This window comes from Pseudomonas sp. HP_01 (assembly GCF_055284355.1).
Map to the genome: position 1 here is coordinate 1 of NZ_JBTOPV010000005.1, position 18,630 is coordinate 18,630.

The 18,630-nt window shown below is 60.5% G+C and carries 14 protein-coding genes and 2 tRNA genes; 12 read left to right on the forward strand and 4 right to left on the reverse strand.

Annotated features, from left to right (window positions below; all coding sequences use genetic code 11):
• Window positions 1-23 precede the first annotated feature (23 nt).
• Together ACYAR8_RS04810 and ACYAR8_RS04815 are read right to left on the reverse strand one after the other, a co-directional pair.
• A tRNA-Leu gene (locus tag ACYAR8_RS04810) sits at window positions 24-110 on the reverse strand.
• Between the two features lie 193 nt (window positions 111-303).
• A tRNA-Leu gene (locus tag ACYAR8_RS04815) sits at window positions 304-390 on the reverse strand.
• 213 nt (window positions 391-603) lie between these two features.
• On the opposite strand from ACYAR8_RS04815, the gene rnr reads away from it, so the two are divergent.
• The 11 genes from rnr to ACYAR8_RS04870 all read left to right on the forward strand — a co-directional run bounded on the left by rnr (window position 604) and on the right by ACYAR8_RS04870 (window position 17,400).
• A complete protein-coding gene (gene rnr, locus ACYAR8_RS04820) occupies window positions 604-3,222 on the forward strand; it encodes a ribonuclease R (protein ID WP_074891414.1) in 2,619 nt (872 codons plus the stop codon).
• Window positions 3,219-3,968 (forward strand): 23S rRNA (guanosine(2251)-2'-O)-methyltransferase RlmB, encoded by a 750-nt coding sequence (rlmB, locus tag ACYAR8_RS04825; RefSeq protein WP_037015712.1) that lies wholly within the window; start codon window positions 3,219-3,221, stop codon window positions 3,966-3,968. The genes rnr and rlmB overlap by 4 nt, the downstream gene beginning before the upstream one ends.
• A gap of 251 nt (window positions 3,969-4,219) precedes the next feature.
• The gene (gene rpsF, locus ACYAR8_RS04830) at window positions 4,220-4,642 is read left to right on the forward strand and encodes a 30S ribosomal protein S6 (RefSeq protein ID WP_065987796.1); all 423 of its coding nucleotides are present in this window, start codon (window positions 4,220-4,222) and stop codon (window positions 4,640-4,642) included.
• A 28-nt stretch (window positions 4,643-4,670) separates the two neighbouring features.
• Window positions 4,671-4,901, forward strand: a complete 231-nt coding sequence (gene rpsR / locus ACYAR8_RS04835) for a 30S ribosomal protein S18 (protein WP_037015707.1) — start codon at window positions 4,671-4,673, stop codon at window positions 4,899-4,901.
• A 38-nt stretch (window positions 4,902-4,939) separates the two neighbouring features.
• Window positions 4,940-5,836 carry a YybS family protein gene (locus ACYAR8_RS04840; protein WP_065987795.1) on the forward strand — a complete coding sequence of 299 codons (897 nt, stop codon included), beginning with the start codon at window positions 4,940-4,942 and terminating at the stop codon, window positions 5,834-5,836.
• A 19-nt stretch (window positions 5,837-5,855) separates the two neighbouring features.
• Window positions 5,856-6,302, forward strand: a complete 447-nt coding sequence (rplI, locus tag ACYAR8_RS04845; RefSeq protein ID WP_065987794.1) for a 50S ribosomal protein L9 — start codon at window positions 5,856-5,858, stop codon at window positions 6,300-6,302.
• 150 nt (window positions 6,303-6,452) lie between these two features.
• A complete protein-coding gene (gene dnaB / locus ACYAR8_RS04850) occupies window positions 6,453-7,850 on the forward strand; it encodes a replicative DNA helicase (RefSeq protein ID WP_065987793.1) in 1,398 nt (465 codons plus the stop codon).
• A gap of 167 nt (window positions 7,851-8,017) precedes the next feature.
• Window positions 8,018-10,327: a YgiQ family radical SAM protein gene (locus ACYAR8_RS04855; RefSeq protein WP_108119052.1), complete on the forward strand. Its 2,310-nt coding sequence runs from the start codon at window positions 8,018-8,020 to the stop codon at window positions 10,325-10,327.
• Window positions 10,328-10,573: 246 nt separating this feature from the next.
• Window positions 10,574-13,867, forward strand: coding sequence for a transglutaminase family protein (locus ACYAR8_RS04860; protein WP_463579220.1), 3,294 nt, complete (start codon window positions 10,574-10,576; stop codon window positions 13,865-13,867).
• A 135-nt stretch (window positions 13,868-14,002) separates the two neighbouring features.
• On the forward strand, window positions 14,003-16,504 hold the full coding sequence (locus tag ACYAR8_RS04865) for a circularly permuted type 2 ATP-grasp protein (RefSeq protein ID WP_463579221.1): 2,502 nt from the start codon (window positions 14,003-14,005) through the stop codon (window positions 16,502-16,504).
• Window positions 16,504-17,400 (forward strand): transglutaminase-like domain-containing protein, encoded by an 897-nt coding sequence (locus ACYAR8_RS04870; protein WP_108119049.1) that lies wholly within the window; start codon window positions 16,504-16,506, stop codon window positions 17,398-17,400. The genes ACYAR8_RS04865 and ACYAR8_RS04870 overlap by 1 nt, the downstream gene beginning before the upstream one ends.
• Before the next feature lie 145 nt (window positions 17,401-17,545).
• On the opposite strand, the gene ACYAR8_RS04875 is transcribed toward ACYAR8_RS04870, so the two are convergent.
• Window positions 17,546-17,758 (reverse strand): hypothetical protein, encoded by a 213-nt coding sequence (locus ACYAR8_RS04875; RefSeq protein ID WP_074891406.1) that lies wholly within the window; start codon window positions 17,756-17,758, stop codon window positions 17,546-17,548.
• Window positions 17,759-17,868: 110 nt separating this feature from the next.
• Window positions 17,869-17,997: a hypothetical protein gene (locus ACYAR8_RS04880; protein WP_463579222.1), complete on the reverse strand. Its 129-nt coding sequence runs from the start codon at window positions 17,995-17,997 to the stop codon at window positions 17,869-17,871.
• A 184-nt stretch (window positions 17,998-18,181) separates the two neighbouring features.
• Here ACYAR8_RS04880 and azu point away from each other — a divergent pair, with 184 nt between their 5' ends.
• The gene (gene azu / locus ACYAR8_RS04885; RefSeq protein ID WP_074891405.1) at window positions 18,182-18,628 is read left to right on the forward strand and encodes an azurin; all 447 of its coding nucleotides are present in this window, start codon (window positions 18,182-18,184) and stop codon (window positions 18,626-18,628) included.
• The last annotated feature ends 2 nt before the right edge of the window (window positions 18,629-18,630 follow it).

Consider the following 18,630-nt stretch of genomic DNA (forward strand, 5'->3'; position numbering starts at 1 on the left):
CACTCGGCTCGGTTTTGTTTGTTTGGTGCCCAGAAGAAGACTCGAACTTCCACGACCTTGCGGTCACCAGCACCTGAAGCTGGCGTGTCTACCAATTTCACCATCTGGGCATGGCGCTGATTTAATTAGATTTTTCGCAGGAGTGCAACTGAATTTTTGAATTTCTTCGGGAGGCTGTTCAGCGATTCGTTTGCCCCATGGGAGAGGGCAGCGGAAGTGATCTACGCTGAGCGCTGTTTGCCAGACTTGACTTTTCAAACCATAAAATGCACAAAACCGAGCCAAGGCTCGGTTTCGTTGAATTGGTGCCCAGAAGAAGACTCGAACTTCCACGACCTTGCGGTCACCAGCACCTGAAGCTGGCGTGTCTACCAATTTCACCATCTGGGCAGTTCGTTGATTTCATTCGATATTTCGTTTGATTTCAACTACAACTTGGCAGTGCCGTCGTTGTGGGGCGCATCTTACGGAGGAGATTGAAGGCTGTAAAGCCCCCGTGCAAAAATAATTTGAAATAGCGAAAAGTCCCAGCAAACGCTGTCTTCGCGTTTCAATCTGGTATATGCCAAACTAATTACATACAGATAAGGTGAATTCATTCTAATGGCCGATTGGCAGTCCCTCGATCCCGAGGCCGCTCGTGAAGCGGAAAAATACGAAAACCCCATCCCTAGCCGTGAGCTGATTCTGGCGCACCTCTCCGAGCGCGGTTCGCCCGCTGCCCGCGAGCAGTTGGTGGAAGAGTTTGGCCTGACGACTGAAGATCAGATCGAGGCCTTGCGACGTCGGCTCCGTGCCATGGAGCGCGACGCGCAATTGATTTACACCCGTCGCGGCACGTACGCGCCAGTCGACAAGCTGGACCTCATCCTGGGTCGCATCAGCGGCCACCGTGACGGCTTCGGCTTTCTGGTCCCGGATGACGGTTCCGACGACCTGTTCATGAGCCCTGCGCAAATGCGCCTGGTGTTCGATGGTGACCGTGCATTGGCGCGCGTCTCGGGTCTTGACCGTCGCGGTCGCCGCGAAGGCGTGATCGTCGAAGTCATCTCCCGCGCGCACGAAACCGTAGTGGGCCGCTATTTCGAAGAAAGCGGCATCGGTTTCGTCCAGCCGGACAACCCTAAGATCCAGCAAGAAGTGCTGATTACCCCGGGCCGTAACAACGGCGCCAAGGTCGGTCAGTTCGTCGAGGTGAAAATCACCCACTGGCCGACCCCGCGTTTCCAGCCGCAAGGCGACGTGGTTGAGGTGGTGGGCAATTACATGGCGCCCGGCATGGAGATCGATGTCGCGCTGCGTACCTACGACATCCCTCACGTCTGGCCCGAGGCTGTGCTGAAAGAAGCCGCCAAGCTCAAGCCGGAAGTCGAAGAGAAGGACAAGGAAAACCGCGTCGATCTGCGTCACCTTCCATTCGTCACCATCGACGGCGAAGATGCTCGCGACTTCGATGATGCTGTTTTCTGCGAAGCCAAACCCGGCAAGCTGCGCCTGTTCTCCGGCGGCTGGAAGCTCTACGTGGCCATCGCCGACGTATCAAGCTACGTGAAACTCGGTTCGGCGCTGGACGCTGAGTCTCAGGTGCGCGGCAACTCGGTGTATTTCCCCGAGCGCGTGATCCCGATGCTGCCTGAGCAACTGTCCAACGGCTTGTGCTCGCTGAATCCGCTGGTTGATCGTCTGGCGATGGTCTGCGAGATGACGATTTCCAAAACCGGCGAGATGACCGACTACGTTTTCTACGAAGCCGTGATTCACTCCCATGCGCGTCTGACCTACAACAAAGTCAGCTCGATGCTGGAGCATCCGAAAGCCGCCGAAGCCAAGCAGCTGCGCGAGCAGTATGGCGACGTCGTGCCGCACCTGAAGCAGCTTTATGCGCTGTACAAAGTCCTGCTGGGTGCCCGGCATGTTCGCGGTGCCATCGATTTTGAAACCCAGGAAACCCGGATCATTTTCGGGACCGAGCGCAAAATCGCCGAGATCCGTCCGACCACTCGCAACGATGCGCACAAGCTGATTGAAGAGTGCATGCTTGCGGCGAACGTGGCGACTGCAGCGTTTCTCAAGAAGCACGAGATTCCTGCGCTGTACCGCGTCCACGACGGTCCGCCGCCTGAGCGCCTGGAAAAGCTGCGTGCTTTCCTCGGCGAATTGGGTCTTTCCCTGCACAAGGGCAAAGACGGCCCGACGCCGAAGGACTATCAAGCGCTGCTCGAAACCATCAAGGACCGTCCGGATTACCACCTGATCCAGACCGTTATGTTGCGTTCGTTGAGTCAGGCGGTATACAGCTCCGATAATCACGGCCACTTCGGCTTGAATTACGAGGCGTACACCCACTTCACCTCGCCGATTCGTCGCTACCCGGACTTGCTGACTCACCGCGCCATCCGCAGTGTGATCCGCTCCAAGCAGGAAACGCCGCACGTTCGCCGTGCCGGTGCTCCTGTCATTCCGAAGGCGCGCATTTACCCATACGACGAGCCGATGCTCGAGCAGTTGGGCGAGCAGTGCTCGATGAGCGAGCGCCGTGCCGATGAGGCGACCCGCGACGTCACGAACTGGCTGAAATGCGAGTTCATGAAAGACCGCGTTGGCGAGTCGTTCCCGGGCGTGATCACAGCTGTCACCGGCTTTGGTCTGTTCGTAGAGCTGACCGATATCTACGTCGAAGGCTTGGTCCACGTCACCGCATTGCCGGGTGACTACTACCACTTCGATCCGGTCCACCATCGTCTGGCTGGCGAGCGCACGGGTCGTAGCTTCCGCCTGGGCGACACCGTTGAAGTGCGCGTCATGCGCGTTGATCTTGACGAGCGCAAGATCGACTTCGAAATGTCCGAAAAGACCACCAGCGCGCCCATTGGCCGTAAGCGTCGAACGTCTGAACCTGCTGCGGCAGATAAGGGCAAGGACTCAAAGGAATCGTCATCTGCTTCCAAGTCTGGTCGCCGCACTGCGAAAGAGCCTGTTGCCGAGGCCTATCGGCCCGGTGACGCGGCTGCCAAGAACGCAGAAGTGCGCAAAAGCCGGGAAATGAAGAAAGCGCTGCTGACCGAAGCCAAGGGTGGTAGCAAGGCATCGTCGGGAAAGTCGACGAGTGATTCCGCTGGCGCATCAGGTAAAACCAGCAAACATCGCAAGGGGTCGTCCAAGTCGGGCTCGACCTCTGCTTCGGGCAGTGGCAGCGTGCGCAAACCTAAGGCTAAGTCATGAGTCAGCTGGAAAAAATCTACGGTGTTCATGCCGTAGAGGCGCTGTTGCGTCATCACCCAAAGCGGGTCAAACAGATCTGGCTGGCTGAAGGGCGCAGCGACCCACGGGTTCAGGTGCTCATCGAGCTTGCCGCGCAGAACCGTGTGTCGGTGGGGCAGGCCGAGCGTCGCGAAATGGACGCCTGGGTAGAAGGTGTTCATCAGGGCGTGGTGGCGGACGTCAGTCCGAGCCAGGTCTGGGGCGAGGCAATGCTCGACGAGCTGCTGGACCGCACCGAAGGTCCGCCGCTGATCCTGGTGCTGGATGGAGTCACCGATCCTCATAATCTCGGTGCCTGCCTGCGGACTGCCGATGCGGCGGGCGCACTGGCAGTGATCGTGCCCAAGGACAAGTCCGCGACATTGACGCCGACCGTTCGGAAAGTGGCATGCGGTGCGGCGGAGGTCATTCCTCTCGTCGCCGTGACCAACCTGGCGCGCACGCTGGAAAAACTCCAGCAGCGCGGCCTGTGGGTCGTCGGCACTGCGGGTGAGGCGGAGCAGGAGTTGTACCAGCAGGACCTGACCGGCCCGACCATTCTGATCATGGGCGCCGAAGGCAAAGGCATGCGACGCCTGACCCGCGAGCATTGCGACTATCTGGTGCGCCTGCCGATGGCGGGTAGCGTCAGCAGCCTCAACGTTTCGGTCGCGACAGGCGTCTGCCTGTTCGAAGCCCTGCGCCAGCGCGCCGCTGCCAAGAAGTAGTTGTCAGTAGCGAGCTTCAAGCTGCAAGCCTCAAGCTCGAGCCAGTCACGCTCCGGCTTGTAGCTTGTAGCTCAGCGTCATTGTTCAAATATTCACCAATCTCCTTGCGCCCCTCCGACCCCTTCTCTACAATTGCGCCCCTTGCTGTCATGGCAGGCGCTCATGTGCCTGTCCCTGTGCAAGATAAACCAGTGTTATTCACTCCTTGTCTGACCGCTTTGGCGGCAGGCTACAACCCGTAAGGAGCATTCATGCGTCATTACGAAATCATCTTTCTGGTTCACCCGGACCAGAGCGAGCAAGTCGGCGGCATGGTTGAGCGTTACACCAAGCTGATCGAAGAAGACGGCGGCAAGATCCACCGTCTGGAAGATTGGGGCCGTCGTCAACTGGCCTACGCAATCAACAATGTTCACAAGGCTCACTACGTGATGCTGAACGTTGAGTGCACTGGCAAGGCTCTGGCCGAGCTGGAAGACAACTTCCGTTACAACGATGCCGTGATCCGTAACCTTGTCATCCGTCGCGACGAAGCTGTTACTGGCCAGTCCGAGATGCTCAAGGCTGAAGAAAACCGCAGTGAGCGCCGTGAGCGTCGCGACCGTCCTGAGCACTCCGACGCCGATGGCGCCGATGGTGATGACAGCGACAACAGCGATAACGCTGACGAGTAATCCACGGACCTTTTGAGGAGCCCATTACATGGCACGTTTCTTCCGTCGTCGTAAATTCTGCCGCTTCACAGCTGAAAATGTGAAGGAGATCGATTACAAAGATCTCAACACCCTGAAAGCCTACGTATCTGAAACCGGCAAGATCGTTCCTAGCCGCATTACTGGTACCAAAGCTCGTTATCAGCGTCAGCTGGCTACCGCTATCAAGCGCGCCCGCTTCCTGGCCCTGTTGGCCTACACCGACAGCCACGGCCGCTGAGACCAGGTAGTCGACAAACGCAGTAAGGGATAGATCGCATGCGCGCCATGGCTGAATTCATCATGCGCGGCCGCATGCAGGCCACTCTCGTAGTGGTTGGATGTGCGGCATTGCCGCTGTTGTTCTGGTTGAGTGCTGCCGCAGGTTGCCTTGTGCTCCTGCGACGCGGGATGAGTGACGCCCTCGGCGTCCTTGCCTGGGCTCTGCTGCCGGCGTTGGTCTGGTGGTATTTCGGTGAACCTCGCACCCTGATGGTGTTGCTGGGTTCCTGGGGGCTGGCCGCCGTGTTGCGCGCCAGCGAGTCCTGGGTCCGCGTGCTGCTGGTCAGCGTGGCGGTTGGATTGTTGTATGCAGTGGTTCTGGGCGCGGTCTTTCGCGAGCCCATCGAAGCCATGGCGGGGGAGCTGCAAAAGCTCTTGCCCCACGTCTTCGGTGATGTCTACCAGCAGATGTCGGTAGAAGAGCGAGCGCGTCTGGGGGCACTGATTACACCGGTCCTCAACGGCCTGATTGCAGCATTGTTGCAGATCGTCAGCGTGGTATGCCTGCTCCTTGGGCGGTACTGGCAGGCGTTGTTGTATAACCCGGGCGGTTTCGGGCGCGAATTTCGCAGCCTGAAACTCCCGCGGGCACCGATGCTGGTGCTGCTGGTGTGCATGTTGGTGGGGCCGAACTTCGGTCCTCAACTGGCGATGCTGACACCGTTGTGCAGCGTGCCGCTCATGTTCGCGGGCCTGGCCCTGATTCACGGTCTGGTGGCTGCAAAGCGCCTGACACGGTTCTGGCTGGTGGGGTTGTACGTCACGCTGTTGCTGTTCATGCAGCTGATCTACCCGTTGCTGGTGGTGTTTGCCATTGTCGACAGCCTGATTGATTTTCGCGGCCGTCTGGCGTCGAAAGACGCCGATAACGGTTCTGCGAACGGTGAAGGTTAAAGTTAAGAGGTTTTACCAAATGGAACTCATCCTGCTGGAAAAAGTCGCCAACCTGGGCAACCTGGGCGATAAAGTAAACGTTAAGGCTGGCTACGGTCGTAACTTCCTGCTGCCTTTCGGCAAAGCAACCGCTGCAACCGCTGCCAACGTGGCCGCGTTTGAAGAGCGTCGTGCAGAGCTGGAAAAAGCTGCCGCCGAGAAGAAAGCTTCTGCTGAAACTCGTGCTGCTCAACTGGCTGAGCTGGAAGTGACTATCACTGCCACCGCTGGTGACGAAGGCAAGCTGTTCGGTTCGATCGGTACTCACGACATCGCTGACGCACTGACCGCCTCCGGCGTTGAAGTGGCTAAAGCTGAAGTTCGTCTGCCGAACGGCACCATCCGTAACGTTGGCGAATACGACGTAGCCGTGCACCTGCACAGCGATGTTGAAGCTACCGTTCGCGTTGTTGTTGTAGCTGCTTAAGCAGTATGGTTTCTGCACTTCGGTGCAGAAGTCTGACCGGCTGATGAGTTGCTCCTCGGTCGGTTAGCATTGGGCACGTTCCTGTTCGCAGGTCGTGCCCTTTGTCATTTCTGAGTATCCTGATTCAACCCCCCTGATTTCCGTGTGGCCATGAACGACATCTCCGCTCCCGAGCAATATGACCTGCAAACCGCTGCCCTGAAGGTGCCGCCGCATTCCATCGAGGCCGAACAGGCCGTGCTCGGTGGTTTGATGCTGGACAACAACGCCTGGGAGCGCGTGCTTGATCAGGTGTCGGATGGCGACTTCTATCGTCATGACCACCGTCTGATATTCCGCGCTATCGCCAAGCTGGCCGATCAGAACCAGCCGATCGACGTTGTGACCCTGGCCGAACAGCTGGACAAAGAAGGCCAGACTTCGCAAGTCGGTGGCCTGGGCTACCTGTCCGAGCTGGCGAAGAACATTCCGTCTGTTGCGAACATCAAGGCCTATGCCCAGATCGTTCGTCAGCGCGCGACGCTGCGCCAGTTGATCGGCATAAGCACCGAGATCGCCGACAGTGCGTTCAACCCGGAAGGGCGTACCGCTGAAGAGATTCTCGACGAGGCCGAACGGCAGATCTTTCAAATCGCCGAGGCGCGGCCAAAGACAGGCGGTCCGGTCAGCGTCAACGACCTGCTGACCCGTGCCATTGACCGCATCGACACGCTGTTCAACATCGGCGACGGCATTACCGGCCTCTCCACGGGCTACGCCGACCTGGACGAAAAGACCAGTGGTCTGCAGCAGTCTGACCTGATCATCGTCGCAGGCCGTCCGTCGATGGGTAAGACTACCTTCGCGATGAACCTCGTGGAAAACGCGGTGCTGCGCAGCGACAAGGTGGTGCTGGTTTACTCGCTTGAGATGCCAGGCGAATCGCTGATCATGCGTATGCTTTCGTCGCTGGGTCGTATCGACCAGACCAAGGTGCGTTCTGGTCAGCTCGATGACGATGACTGGCCGCGCCTGACATCGGCGGTCAACCTGCTCAACGATCGCAAGCTGTTCATCGACGACACCGCCGGCATCAGCCCGTCGGAGATGCGTGCGCGTACCCGGCGTCTGGTCCGCGAACACGGCGACATCGGCCTGATCATGATCGACTACCTGCAGCTGATGCAGATCCCTGGCTCGAGCGGCGATAACCGGACGAACGAGATTTCCGAGATCTCCCGTTCCCTGAAAGCGCTCGCCAAGGAATTCAATTGCCCGGTCGTCGCGCTGTCCCAGCTCAACCGCTCCCTGGAGCAGCGTCCCAACAAGCGCCCGGTGAACTCCGACTTGCGGGAATCCGGAGCGATCGAGCAGGACGCCGACGTCATCATGTTCGTGTACCGGGATGAGGTGTATCACCCCGAGACCGAACACAAGGGCATCGCTGAAATCATCATCGGCAAGCAGCGGAACGGCCCGATCGGGTTCATCCGGCTGGCTTTCATCGGCAAGTACACCCGCTTCGAAAACCTCGCGCCGGGTAGTTACAACTTTGATGATGATGAATAAGTAGGGCTCTGGATCGCGACTTTGAGGCCCGAAGGGCTCCAGAGTCGAGAGTCATGCCGATCACTTATCCGACTACTGTCGTCGGACTTGATCAAAATTTGTGCTATTCTCCGCGACCGCGAATTTCCACGCGAAATCGCCCCCTGACACGAACACTGGTCATCGATATGCAAGCAGCCAAGCCGTTATTTGACTATCCGAAATACTGGGCCGAATGTTTCGGACCAGCGCCTTTCCTGCCGATGAGCCGGGAAGAAATGGATCAGCTTGGCTGGGATTCCTGCGACATCATCATTGTCACGGGTGATGCCTACGTCGATCACCCCTCGTTTGGCATGGCAATCATCGGCCGGCTGCTGGAGTCCCAGGGCTTCCGCGTGGGGATCATTGCGCAGCCTGACTGGAAGTCAAAAGACGACTTCATGAAGCTCGGCGAGCCGAACCTGTTCTTCGGCGTCGCGGCCGGCAACATGGATTCGATGATCAACCGTTACACCGCCGACAAAAAGATTCGCTCCGACGATGCGTACACGCCGGGCGGCATGGCGGGCAAGCGTCCGGACCGTGCGAGTCTGGTCTACAGCCAGCGCTGCAAGGAAGCCTACAAGAACGTGCCGATCGTTCTGGGTGGCATCGAAGCATCGCTGCGCCGCATCGCTCACTACGACTACTGGCAGGACAAGGTTCGCAACTCGATCCTGATCGACGCCTGCGCCGATATCCTGCTGTACGGCAACGCCGAGCGGGCCATCGTCGAAGTGGCCACCCGCCTGTCCTATGGCGAGACGATCGAAAGCATCACCGATGTGCGCGGCACGGCATTCATTCGTCGTGATACGCCGGAAGGCTGGTACGAAGTCGACTCCACGCGCATCGACCGTCCAGGCAAGATCGACAAGATCATCAACCCGTACGTGAACACTCAAGACACCCAGGCCTGCGCCATTGAGCAGGAAAAGGGTGACGTTGAGGATCCGAACGAAGCGAAGGTCGTGCAGATTCTGGCGAGCCCGCGCATGACCCGCGACAAGACGGTCATCCGCCTGCCGTCGATGGAGAAGGTCCGCGGCGACGCGGTTCTTTATGCCCACGCCAACCGCGTGCTGCACCTGGAAACCAACCCGGGCAACGCTCGCGCGCTGGTTCAGAAGCACGGCGAGGTGGACGTCTGGTTCAACCCGCCGCCCATTCCGATGACCACCGAAGAAATGGACTACGTGTTCGGCATGCCCTACGCGCGCATTCCGCACCCGGTGTACGGCAAGGAGAAGATCCCGGCCTACGACATGATCCGTTTCTCGGTGAACATCATGCGCGGCTGCTTCGGCGGCTGTACGTTCTGCTCGATCACCGAGCACGAAGGCCGGATCATCCAGAACCGTTCCCACGATTCGATCATTCGCGAGATTGAAGAGATCCGTGACAAGGTTCCTGGTTTTACCGGCGTGATTTCCGACCTCGGCGGGCCGACGGCGAACATGTATCGCATCGCCTGCAAGAGCCCGGAAATCGAATCCGCGTGCCGCAAGCCGTCGTGCGTGTTCCCTGGTATCTGCCCGAACCTGAATACCGATCACTCGGCGTTGATTCAGCTGTACCGCAGCGCCCGTGAACTGCCCGGCGTGAAGAAGATTCTGATCGCCTCTGGTCTGCGTTACGACCTGGCCGTGGAATCGCCCGAGTACGTCAAGGAGCTGGTGACGCACCACGTCGGCGGTTACCTGAAGATTGCGCCTGAGCACACCGAAGAAGGTCCGCTCAACCAGATGATGAAGCCGGGCATTGGCAGCTATGACAAATTCAAGCGCATGTTCGAGAAGTACTCAAAGGAAGCAGGCAAAGAGCAGTACCTGATTCCTTACTTCATTGCGGCCCACCCGGGCACGACCGACGAAGACATGATGAACCTGGCGCTGTGGCTCAAGGGCAACGGCTTCCGTGCGGATCAGGTGCAGGCGTTCTATCCGTCGCCGATGGCCAGTGCGACGGCCATGTACCACTCCGGCAAGAACCCGCTGCGCAAGGTCACGTACAAGAGCGATTCGGTCACCATCGTCAAGAGCGAGGAGCAGCGCCGTCTGCACAAGGCGTTCCTGCGCTACCACGATCCGAAGGGCTGGCCGATGCTGCGTGAAGCGCTGGAGCGGATGGGCCGTGCCGATCTTATCGGGCCGGGCAAGCATCAACTGATTCCGCTGCATCAGGTGGAAACCGATAGCTATCAGAGCGCGCGCCGCAAGAACTCGACGCCGGCCGGTAGCCACAAGGTCGCCAAGACCACCAAGATCCTGACGCAGCACACGGGCTTGCCTCAACGTGCAAGCGACGGCAGCAAGCCTTGGGACAAGCGTGAAGAGGCCAAGGCCGCTGCGGCGGCTCGTAACAGGGACGCCGCCAAGGAGCGCGCGGATGCCGCCAAGGGTGGCAAAGGCGGCAAAAGCAAGAAGCCTTCGCGCCAGCCGGTTTTTCCACGGTAAGGGCCCCGCGCAAAGCTTCTTCGCTCCAACAAAACGCCAGCTTTCGAGCTGGCGTTTTGCATTCCGGTGCAAATAACCCCACCTGCCTCATTTCCGTGCGACCCTTGCACCATTCGTTGAGGCTGGCGCGATTTTGGTGCTGTGCCTGGCTGAACAAGCATCCTCCACGCCGGAGGCGCCTGATTTGCCGGGGTGGCATAAGTCTTGCGCAGCTCCGTTACCGTCCAGGCTCGCAGGAGGCACGCCGTGTCGATTCACATTGCCTTGCACCATGTTACGCATTACCGCTACGAACGCGCGGTAGAGCTGGGTCCGCAGATCGTCCGCTTGCGCCCGGCGGCCCACAGCCGCACGCGGGTATTGTCGTATTCGCTGAAAGTCCTCCCCGAAAACCACTTCATCAACTGGCAGCAGGACCCGCAGGGTAATTACCTGGCGCGGTTGGTGTTTCCGGAAAAGACCAGCGAGCTGCGCATCGAAGTGGACCTGGTCGCCGAGATGGCGGTCTTCAATCCGTTCGATTTCTTCCTTGAGCCCTACGCCGAGAAGATCCCGTTCACCTATGCCCGCGAAGAGCACCACGAGCTGCAGCCCTATTTGGAAAAGCTGCCGCTGACCCCAAGATTTCAGGCGTATCTGGACAGCATCGACCGCACGCCGATCCCGGCGATCGACTTTCTCGTCGGCCTCAACCAGCGTCTGGCCAATGACATCGGTTACCTGATCCGCATGGAACCGGGAATTCAAACGCCGGAATACACCCTCGAAAACGCGTCTGGCTCCTGCCGTGACTCCGCCTGGTTGCTGGTGCAGTTGCTGCGTCACCTGGGCCTCGCCGCGCGATTCGTGTCCGGGTATCTGATTCAGCTCAAGGCCGATGTCAAAGCGCTGGATGGACCGTCGGGCACCGATGTTGATTTCACGGATCTGCACGCCTGGTGCGAGGTGTATCTGCCGGGCGCTGGCTGGGTGGGCCTTGACGCTACGTCCGGCTTGTTTGCCGGTGAGGGTCACATTCCGCTGGCGTGCAGTCCCGAGCCGTCTTCGGCCGCTCCAATCAGCGGGATGGTTGAGCCGTGCAAAACCGAGTTCAGCCACGAGATGTCGGTGGAACGTATCTGGGAGGCGCCCCGCGTCACCAAGCCCTACACCGAAGAGCAGTGGCAGGACATCCAGGCGCTGGGCCGGCAGATCGACAGCGATCTGGTCGCCAACGACGTGCGCCTGACCATGGGCGGCGAGCCGACCTTTGTTTCCATCGACGACCGTGACGGCGATGAATGGAACACCGCCGCACTGGGCCCGAAGAAGCGCTTGCTCTCCGCCGAGTTGTACCAGCGCATGCGCAACCATTACGCGCCCCAGGGCATCGTTCATTTCGGTCAGGGCAAGTGGTACCCCGGTGAGCAGTTGCCGCGCTGGTCGCTGAACTGCTTTTGGCGGCGGGACGGGCAACCGGTGTGGCGCAACAATGCGCTGGTGGCTGACGAAACCCGGGACTACGGCGCCGACAGCGAGATGGCGGGCAGTTTCCTGCGCAGCGTGGCCGAGCGGCTGAAGCTGCCGACACGCTACGTTTTCCCGGCTTACGAAGACCGTTTTTATTACCTGTGGCGTGAGGGCGCGCTGCCCAAAAACGTCAGCGCCGAAGCCTCGCGTCTGGAAGATCCTCTCGAACGCGCGCGCCTGCGCAAAGTGTTCTCCCAAGGGCTGGACACGATCATTGGCCACGTCTTGCCGCTGGCGCGGACCGCTGCCGACGATCACTGGCAGAGCGGCCGCTGGTACTTGCGCGACGAGCATTGCCGTCTGGTGCCGGGTGACTCTGCCCTTGGCTATCGCTTGCCGCTGGCTTCGCAGCCGTGGGTCAAGGCGGCGGAATACCCGTACATCCACCCGACCGATCACAACCAGGCATTTGCCGAATTGCCCGACCGCGACGAGGTTCAGTCGCGACTGGAAGGCCTGGCAGAGCAGGGCGACCCGAGCGTTGACCGCGAACCCGAGATCGACGAGTCCGCCGATTGGCTGACCCGCACCGCACTGAGCGCCGAAGCACGGGGCGGGCGGTTGTATCTGTTCATGCCGCCGCTGCAATCCCTTGAGGCCTATCTGGAATTGGTCGCCGCCATCGAAGCGACGGCCGAGGACATGCGCTGCCCGGTGTTGCTGGAAGGTTACGAGCCGCCGAGCGATCCGCGTCTGGCGAACTTCCGCATCACCCCGGATCCGGGCGTGATTGAGGTCAACGTGCAGCCGTCGTCGACGTGGGATGAGCTGGTCGAACGCACCGAGTTTCTCTACGAACAGGCGCGCCTGACCCGGCTGACCACCGAGAAATTCATGATCGATGGCCGCCACACTGGCACTGGCGGCGGCAACCATTTTGTCCTCGGTGGCGCGACGCCGGGCGACTCGCCCTTCCTGCGCCGGCCGGATCTGCTGCGCAGCCTGTTGAGTTACTGGCATAACCACCCGTCGCTGTCCTACTTGTTCTCCGGATTGTTCATCGGCCCGACCTCGCAAGCTCCGCGGGTCGACGAAGCACGCAACGACTCGCTGTACGAGCTGGAAATCGCCTTTTCGCAGATGCCCAAGCCGGGCGAAGAATGCGCCCCCTGGCTGGTGGATCGGCTGCTGCGCAACTTGCTGATCGACGTGACCGGCAACACCCATCGCGCCGAATTCTGCATCGACAAACTTTATTCGCCCGACGGCGCCACAGGGCGCTTGGGCCTGCTGGAGCTGCGCGCGTTCGAGATGCCGCCGCACGCGCGGATGAGCCTGGCGCAACAGCTGTTACTGCGGGCACTGGTCGCGCGTTTCTGGCGCGAGCCCTATGCACCGGCGAAGCTGGCGCGCTGGGGCACCGAGCTGCATGACCGCTTCATGCTGCCGCACTTCATCGAGCAGGATTTCGCCGACGTCATCGCCGAACTCAACGACGCGGGTTATCCCGTGCGCGCCGAGTGGTTCGCGGCGCATCTGGAGTTTCGCTTTCCGAAGGTCGGCGACTACGCCGTCAGCGGCATCGAGCTGGAGCTGCGCCAGGCGCTGGAGCCGTGGCACGTGTTGGGCGAGGAGGGTGCAGCGGGTGGTGCGGTTCGTTATGTGGACTCATCACTCGAGCGCTTGCAGCTGAAGGTCACCGGTCTGCCGCCGCAGCGGTACATGCTCACCTGCAACGGCGTGCCGGTGCCTCTGCAACCGACCGGGCGGGTGGGCGAGTTCGTCGCGGGGGTGCGTTATCGCGCCTGGCAGCCGACCAATGCCTTGCAGCCGACGATTCCGGTGCATGCGCCGCTGGTCTTCGACATCCTCGACACCTGGATGCAGCGCTCGCTGGGGGGCTGCGAGTATCATGTGGCCCATCCTGGCGGGCGTAATTACGAGACCCTGCCGGTGAACGCCAATGAAGCGGAAAGCCGGCGTCTGGCGCGGTTCTTCCGGGTCGGCCACAGCCCCGGCAAACGGCAGGTTCCTGCGCTGACCCTCAACGATGAGCTGCCGATGACCCTGGACCTGCGCCTGCATCGATAGTCGCGGCGGCGACCTGACGTGGGGTCAGGTCGCCGTGCTGCAGATCCAAACGTGGAAGCGCACCTGCGTGTCATGTTGTCTGCGCTACTCTGAGCGCAGTTGATTCGAGTCCTTTTGTTGTCTGCCGAGCCTTCCATGCCTGACCTGCTTGACCACTATCCGCTCACTCCGGGTACCTATCACGAGATGCTGGATGCCAGCGGCGCCGTTCGGCCGCATTGGCAGCGTCTGTACGAGCATCTCCAGCGCAGCACGCCTTCGCAGCTCTTCCAGCGTCAGGCGCTGCTCGCCCGGCAGATTCAGGAAAACGGCGTGACCTATAACGTCTACGCCGACCCCAAGGGTGCCGATCGACCCTGGGAACTGGACATGCTGCCCCACGTGATTCCAATGGAAGAGTGGCGGCCCCTGGCGGCCGGTATCGCCCAGCGTGCCCGTCTGCTCAATGCCGTGCTGGCCGATCTCTACGGCCCGCAGGAACTGATCGCCGAAGGTCTGCTGCCGGCGGAGCTGGTGTTCGGCCACAACAATTTTCTCTGGCCATGCCAGGGCGTAAAGCCGCCTGAAGGCACTTTTCTGCATGTGTACGCGGTTGACCTGGCGCGCACGCCCGATGGCCGCTGGTGGGTGACCGCCGACCGGACTCAGGCGCCGTCGGGTGCCGGTTATGCGCTGGAAAACCGTCTGATCGTGTCGCGTGCGTTTCCCGAGTTGTACCGGGATATGCAAGTCCAGCACCTCTCGAATTTCTTTCGGTCGCTGCAGGAAACCCTCGCGCGCCAGGCGCCGACCAGCCACGAAGCACCGCTGGTGGTGTTGCTGACGCCCGGACGTTTCAACGAGAGCTATTTCGAGCATCTTTATCTGGCCGGTCAGCTGGGCTATCCGCTGGTGGAAGGCAGCGACCTGACTGTGCGCGACGACACGGTCTATCTGAAAACCCTGAGCGGGCTGCGTCGTGTTCACGCGATCATGCGCCGTCTTGACGACGATTTCTGCGATCCACTGGAGCTGCGCACCGATTCGGCGCTGGGCGTGCCGGGCCTGCTTCAAGCGGTGCGACAGGGCCGCGTGCTGGTTGCCAATGCCTTGGGCAGCGGCGTGCTGGAATCACCGGGGCTGTTGGGGTTTTTGCCGAAGATCAATGAACACCTGTTTGGCGAAGAGTTGTTGCTGCCGTCGATCGCCACGTGGTGGTGCGGTGAGCCACCGGTACTGGCGCAGGCGCTGGAGAAGATGCCCGAGCTGCTCATCAAACCCGCGTTTCCTTCGCAGAGTTTCGCCCCGGTGTTCGGCCGTGATCTCAGCGACGAAGAGCGTCAGGCCCTGGCCGCGCGCATGCAGGCCCGGCCCTATGCCTACGTCGCTCAGGAACTGGCGCAGTTGTCCCACGCGCCGGTCTGGCACGGCGAGGACAGTCAGCTGCAACCCCGCGCCATCGGCATGCGCGTGTACGCGGTGGCAACGGCCGATGGCTATCGTGTCCTGCCGGGCGGACTGACCCGCGTGGCTGCCGACGCCGACGCCGACGTGGTGTCGATGCAGCGGGGCGGGGCGAGCAAGGACACCTGGATTCTTGGCGAGCGCCCGCTGGGCAGCGAACCGTGGAAACATCGCCATTCGTTGGGTGTGCATGACTTGGTGCGTCGCGACCCTTATCTGCCGTCGCGGGTGGTGGAAAATCTGTTCTGGTTCGGCCGCTACTGCGAGCGATGCGACAACAGTGCGCGCCTCCTGCGCATCATGCTCACGCGCTATGTCGACGGCGATGACCCAGTCGCCCTGCAAGCGGCGGTCGAGTTGGCCGAACGCTTGAACCTGCTGCCGCTCCAGGACGAAGAAGAGCCGAGCGAGCTGCATGAGCGTCTGCTTGAAGCGCTGTTGGGTGACGACTGGCCGTTCAGCCTGCGCTCGAATTTGCAGCGACTGCAGTGGGCGGCGTCCCAGGTGCGCGGCAAGTTGTCCCGGGAGAACTGGCAGGCGCTGGTGGAGCTGCAGCGTGAAGCGATGAGCCTGGAAACCGAGAGCCCCGACTTCGGCGAGTTGCTGGATTTTCTCAACCGGCTGGTGATGTCACTGGCGGCGCTGTCCGGTTTTGCCCTGGACGACATGACCCGCGACGAGGGCTGGCGCTTCCTGATGATCGGGCGGCGCATCGAGCGCTTGCAGTTTCTGTGCACGACGCTGGCGGCATTCCTGCGCAGCGAGGCGGTATTTCATCAGGATGCTCTGGATGGGCTGCTTGAGCTGGGCAATAGCGGCATCACTTACCGCTCGCGCTATCTGGCCCTGCCGCAGTTGATCCCGGTGCTCGATTTGCTGGTGCTGGACGATCAGAACCCCCACGCGGTGTTGTTTCAGCTCAAGCTGGTGGCCCGCTCGGTGAAACGCATGAACGAGGATTTCGGGGTGCCCCAGGACAATAGTCTCGCGGCGCTGATCCAGCGGCTGTCGGTCTTCGATCTGGGCTGTCTGGAAGAGGGTCTGTTCGGCACGAGCAGCGTCAAAGCGGCGCTGGATGGGCTGGCGGATTTGCTGCAGACCATCGGCGAGACCAGCGGCCATGTGTCTGATCGGCTGGCGCTGCGTCACTTCGCCCACGTCGACGATGTCAGTCAGCGCACGGTGTCGGTCTAATGAACAGTGCCCAGTATCAGATCCTCCACGACACGCACTACAAATACGACAGCCCGGTTTCCCTGGCGCAGCAGCTCGCCCATCTGTGGCCGCGACGCAGTCCCTGGCAGCGGTGCCTGGAGCAGCACCTGGTTATCAGCCCGACGCCGACCACGCGCCGCGATGAGCTGGACGTTTTCGGCAATCCGCTGACGCGCCTGGCATTCGAACGCCCCCACGATGAGCTGCAGGTCAACGCGCGCCTGCGCATTGAAGTGCTGGAACGGCCTCGGCTGGATTTCAATGGTTCCGCTGCATGGGACGAGGCGCAGCATCGGCTGACCTACAGCGCATCGAGGATGGCGCCGGACATCCTCGATGCCTGCCGCTATCGCTTCGAATCGCCTTACGTGCACCTGAAACAGACGTTCGTCGATTTCTCAGCCAGCTGTTTTCCCGCCGGACGGCCGCTGCTGATGTGCGCGCAGGCGTTGATGGAAAAGATATTCGAAGAGTTCACGTTTGACGGCGAGGCGACTCAGGTTGCCACGCCATTGGTGGAAGTGCTCGAAACCCGTCGTGGCGTGTGTCAGGACTTCGCTCATCTGATGCTGGCCTGCGTCCGCTCGCGCGGGCTGGCGGCGCGTTATGTCAGCGGCTATCTGCTGACCCAGCCGCCGCCCGGTCAGCCACGGCTGATCGGCGCCGATGCGTCCCACGCGTGGGTCTCGGTGTTCTGTCCGGTGCTGGGTTGGGTTGATTTTGATCCGACCAACAACGTTCAGCCGGCGCTTGAGCACATCAGTCTGGCGTGGGGGAGGGATTTTTCTGACGTGTCGCCGTTGCGCGGGGTGATTCTGGGAGGCGGGAGCCACGACCCTGAAGTGCGTGTGACCGTGATGCCGCTTGCGATGTGAGGGGGGGAGGCCTGTTGCAGGAGCGCGCTTGCCCGCGATAGATGAGTGTCAGCCAATGGATGGATCACGGCGAAAATCCTATCGCGAGCAAGCTCACTCCTACAGATTTTCGCGTTCATCCATCCCATTGCGCTGAATCAGATGATCACTCGGCAGGCTTTTCTTCAGCGGAGCCTTTTACGTCGGTGGCGCCATCAGCTTCGGTGGAGCCTTCGGCGTTTTCGCCGTCTACGACTGCACCTTCTCCAGCCTCTGCTTCAGCCTTCTCGGCCTGCTTGCGCTGTGCTTTTTCCTCTTTCTTTTGCTCTTTTGCCAGATCACGTTGGCGTTTGGCGAAGGAATAGTTGGGTTTGGCCATGGGCAGTCCTCGAGGCAGACGATAAGTCAGCACATTCTGCCTGAGAATGGTGCAAAACCGGCGTGGTATTTTTCCTCACGCGGTCATCGATGCTAGTCAGTCGCCCGCCATTACAGGTCCTGTCCGTCGGAAACCGCACGTTGATAGACGCCGTAAGCCTGGCTGGCGCGGTCGTAACTGCCCGATGCGCCACAGGCGTAAGCGGCGAGCAAGCTGCGCAAAATGCTGGAGAGTTGCATGGGATCGTCCTGAAGATAGGTGACAGGGCGAGCTTATGCAGCCATCGTAGTGCTGACTGTTTGATTGTCTCGATGGCACTGATAGAGCCGCCCGAGGTGACCGGTATTACCGGTTGATAACGTGTTTTAATTTAAGGGCAGTCCTTGTGTACAAAGTTGCAGGCTGCCCACCAGGAGACGCACCATGATTCGCAAGCTTGTCGCTGCATCCGTTCTGACTTTGGCCAGTGGGCACCTGCTGGCGGCCGAATGCTCGGTCGAAGTCGATTCCACCGACCAGATGACGTTCACCACCAAAGCCATCGAAATCGACAAGAGCTGCAAGCAGTTCACCGTGAACCTGAAACACTCCGGCAGCCTGCCTAAGGCCGTGATGGGCCACAACCTGGTCATCAGCAAATACGATGAAATGTCGCAGATCGCCACAGACGGCATGAGCGTCGGCATCGACAAGGATTATCTGAAGGACGGTGACGCGCGCGTTATTGCCCACACCAAAGTGATCGGCGGAGGCGAGAAGGATTCGGTCACCTTCGACGTATCCAAACTGGACCCGGCCGAGAAATACGGCTTCTTCTGCTCGTTCCCAGGCCACATCGGGATGATGAAAGGCACTGTCACGTTGAAGTGACC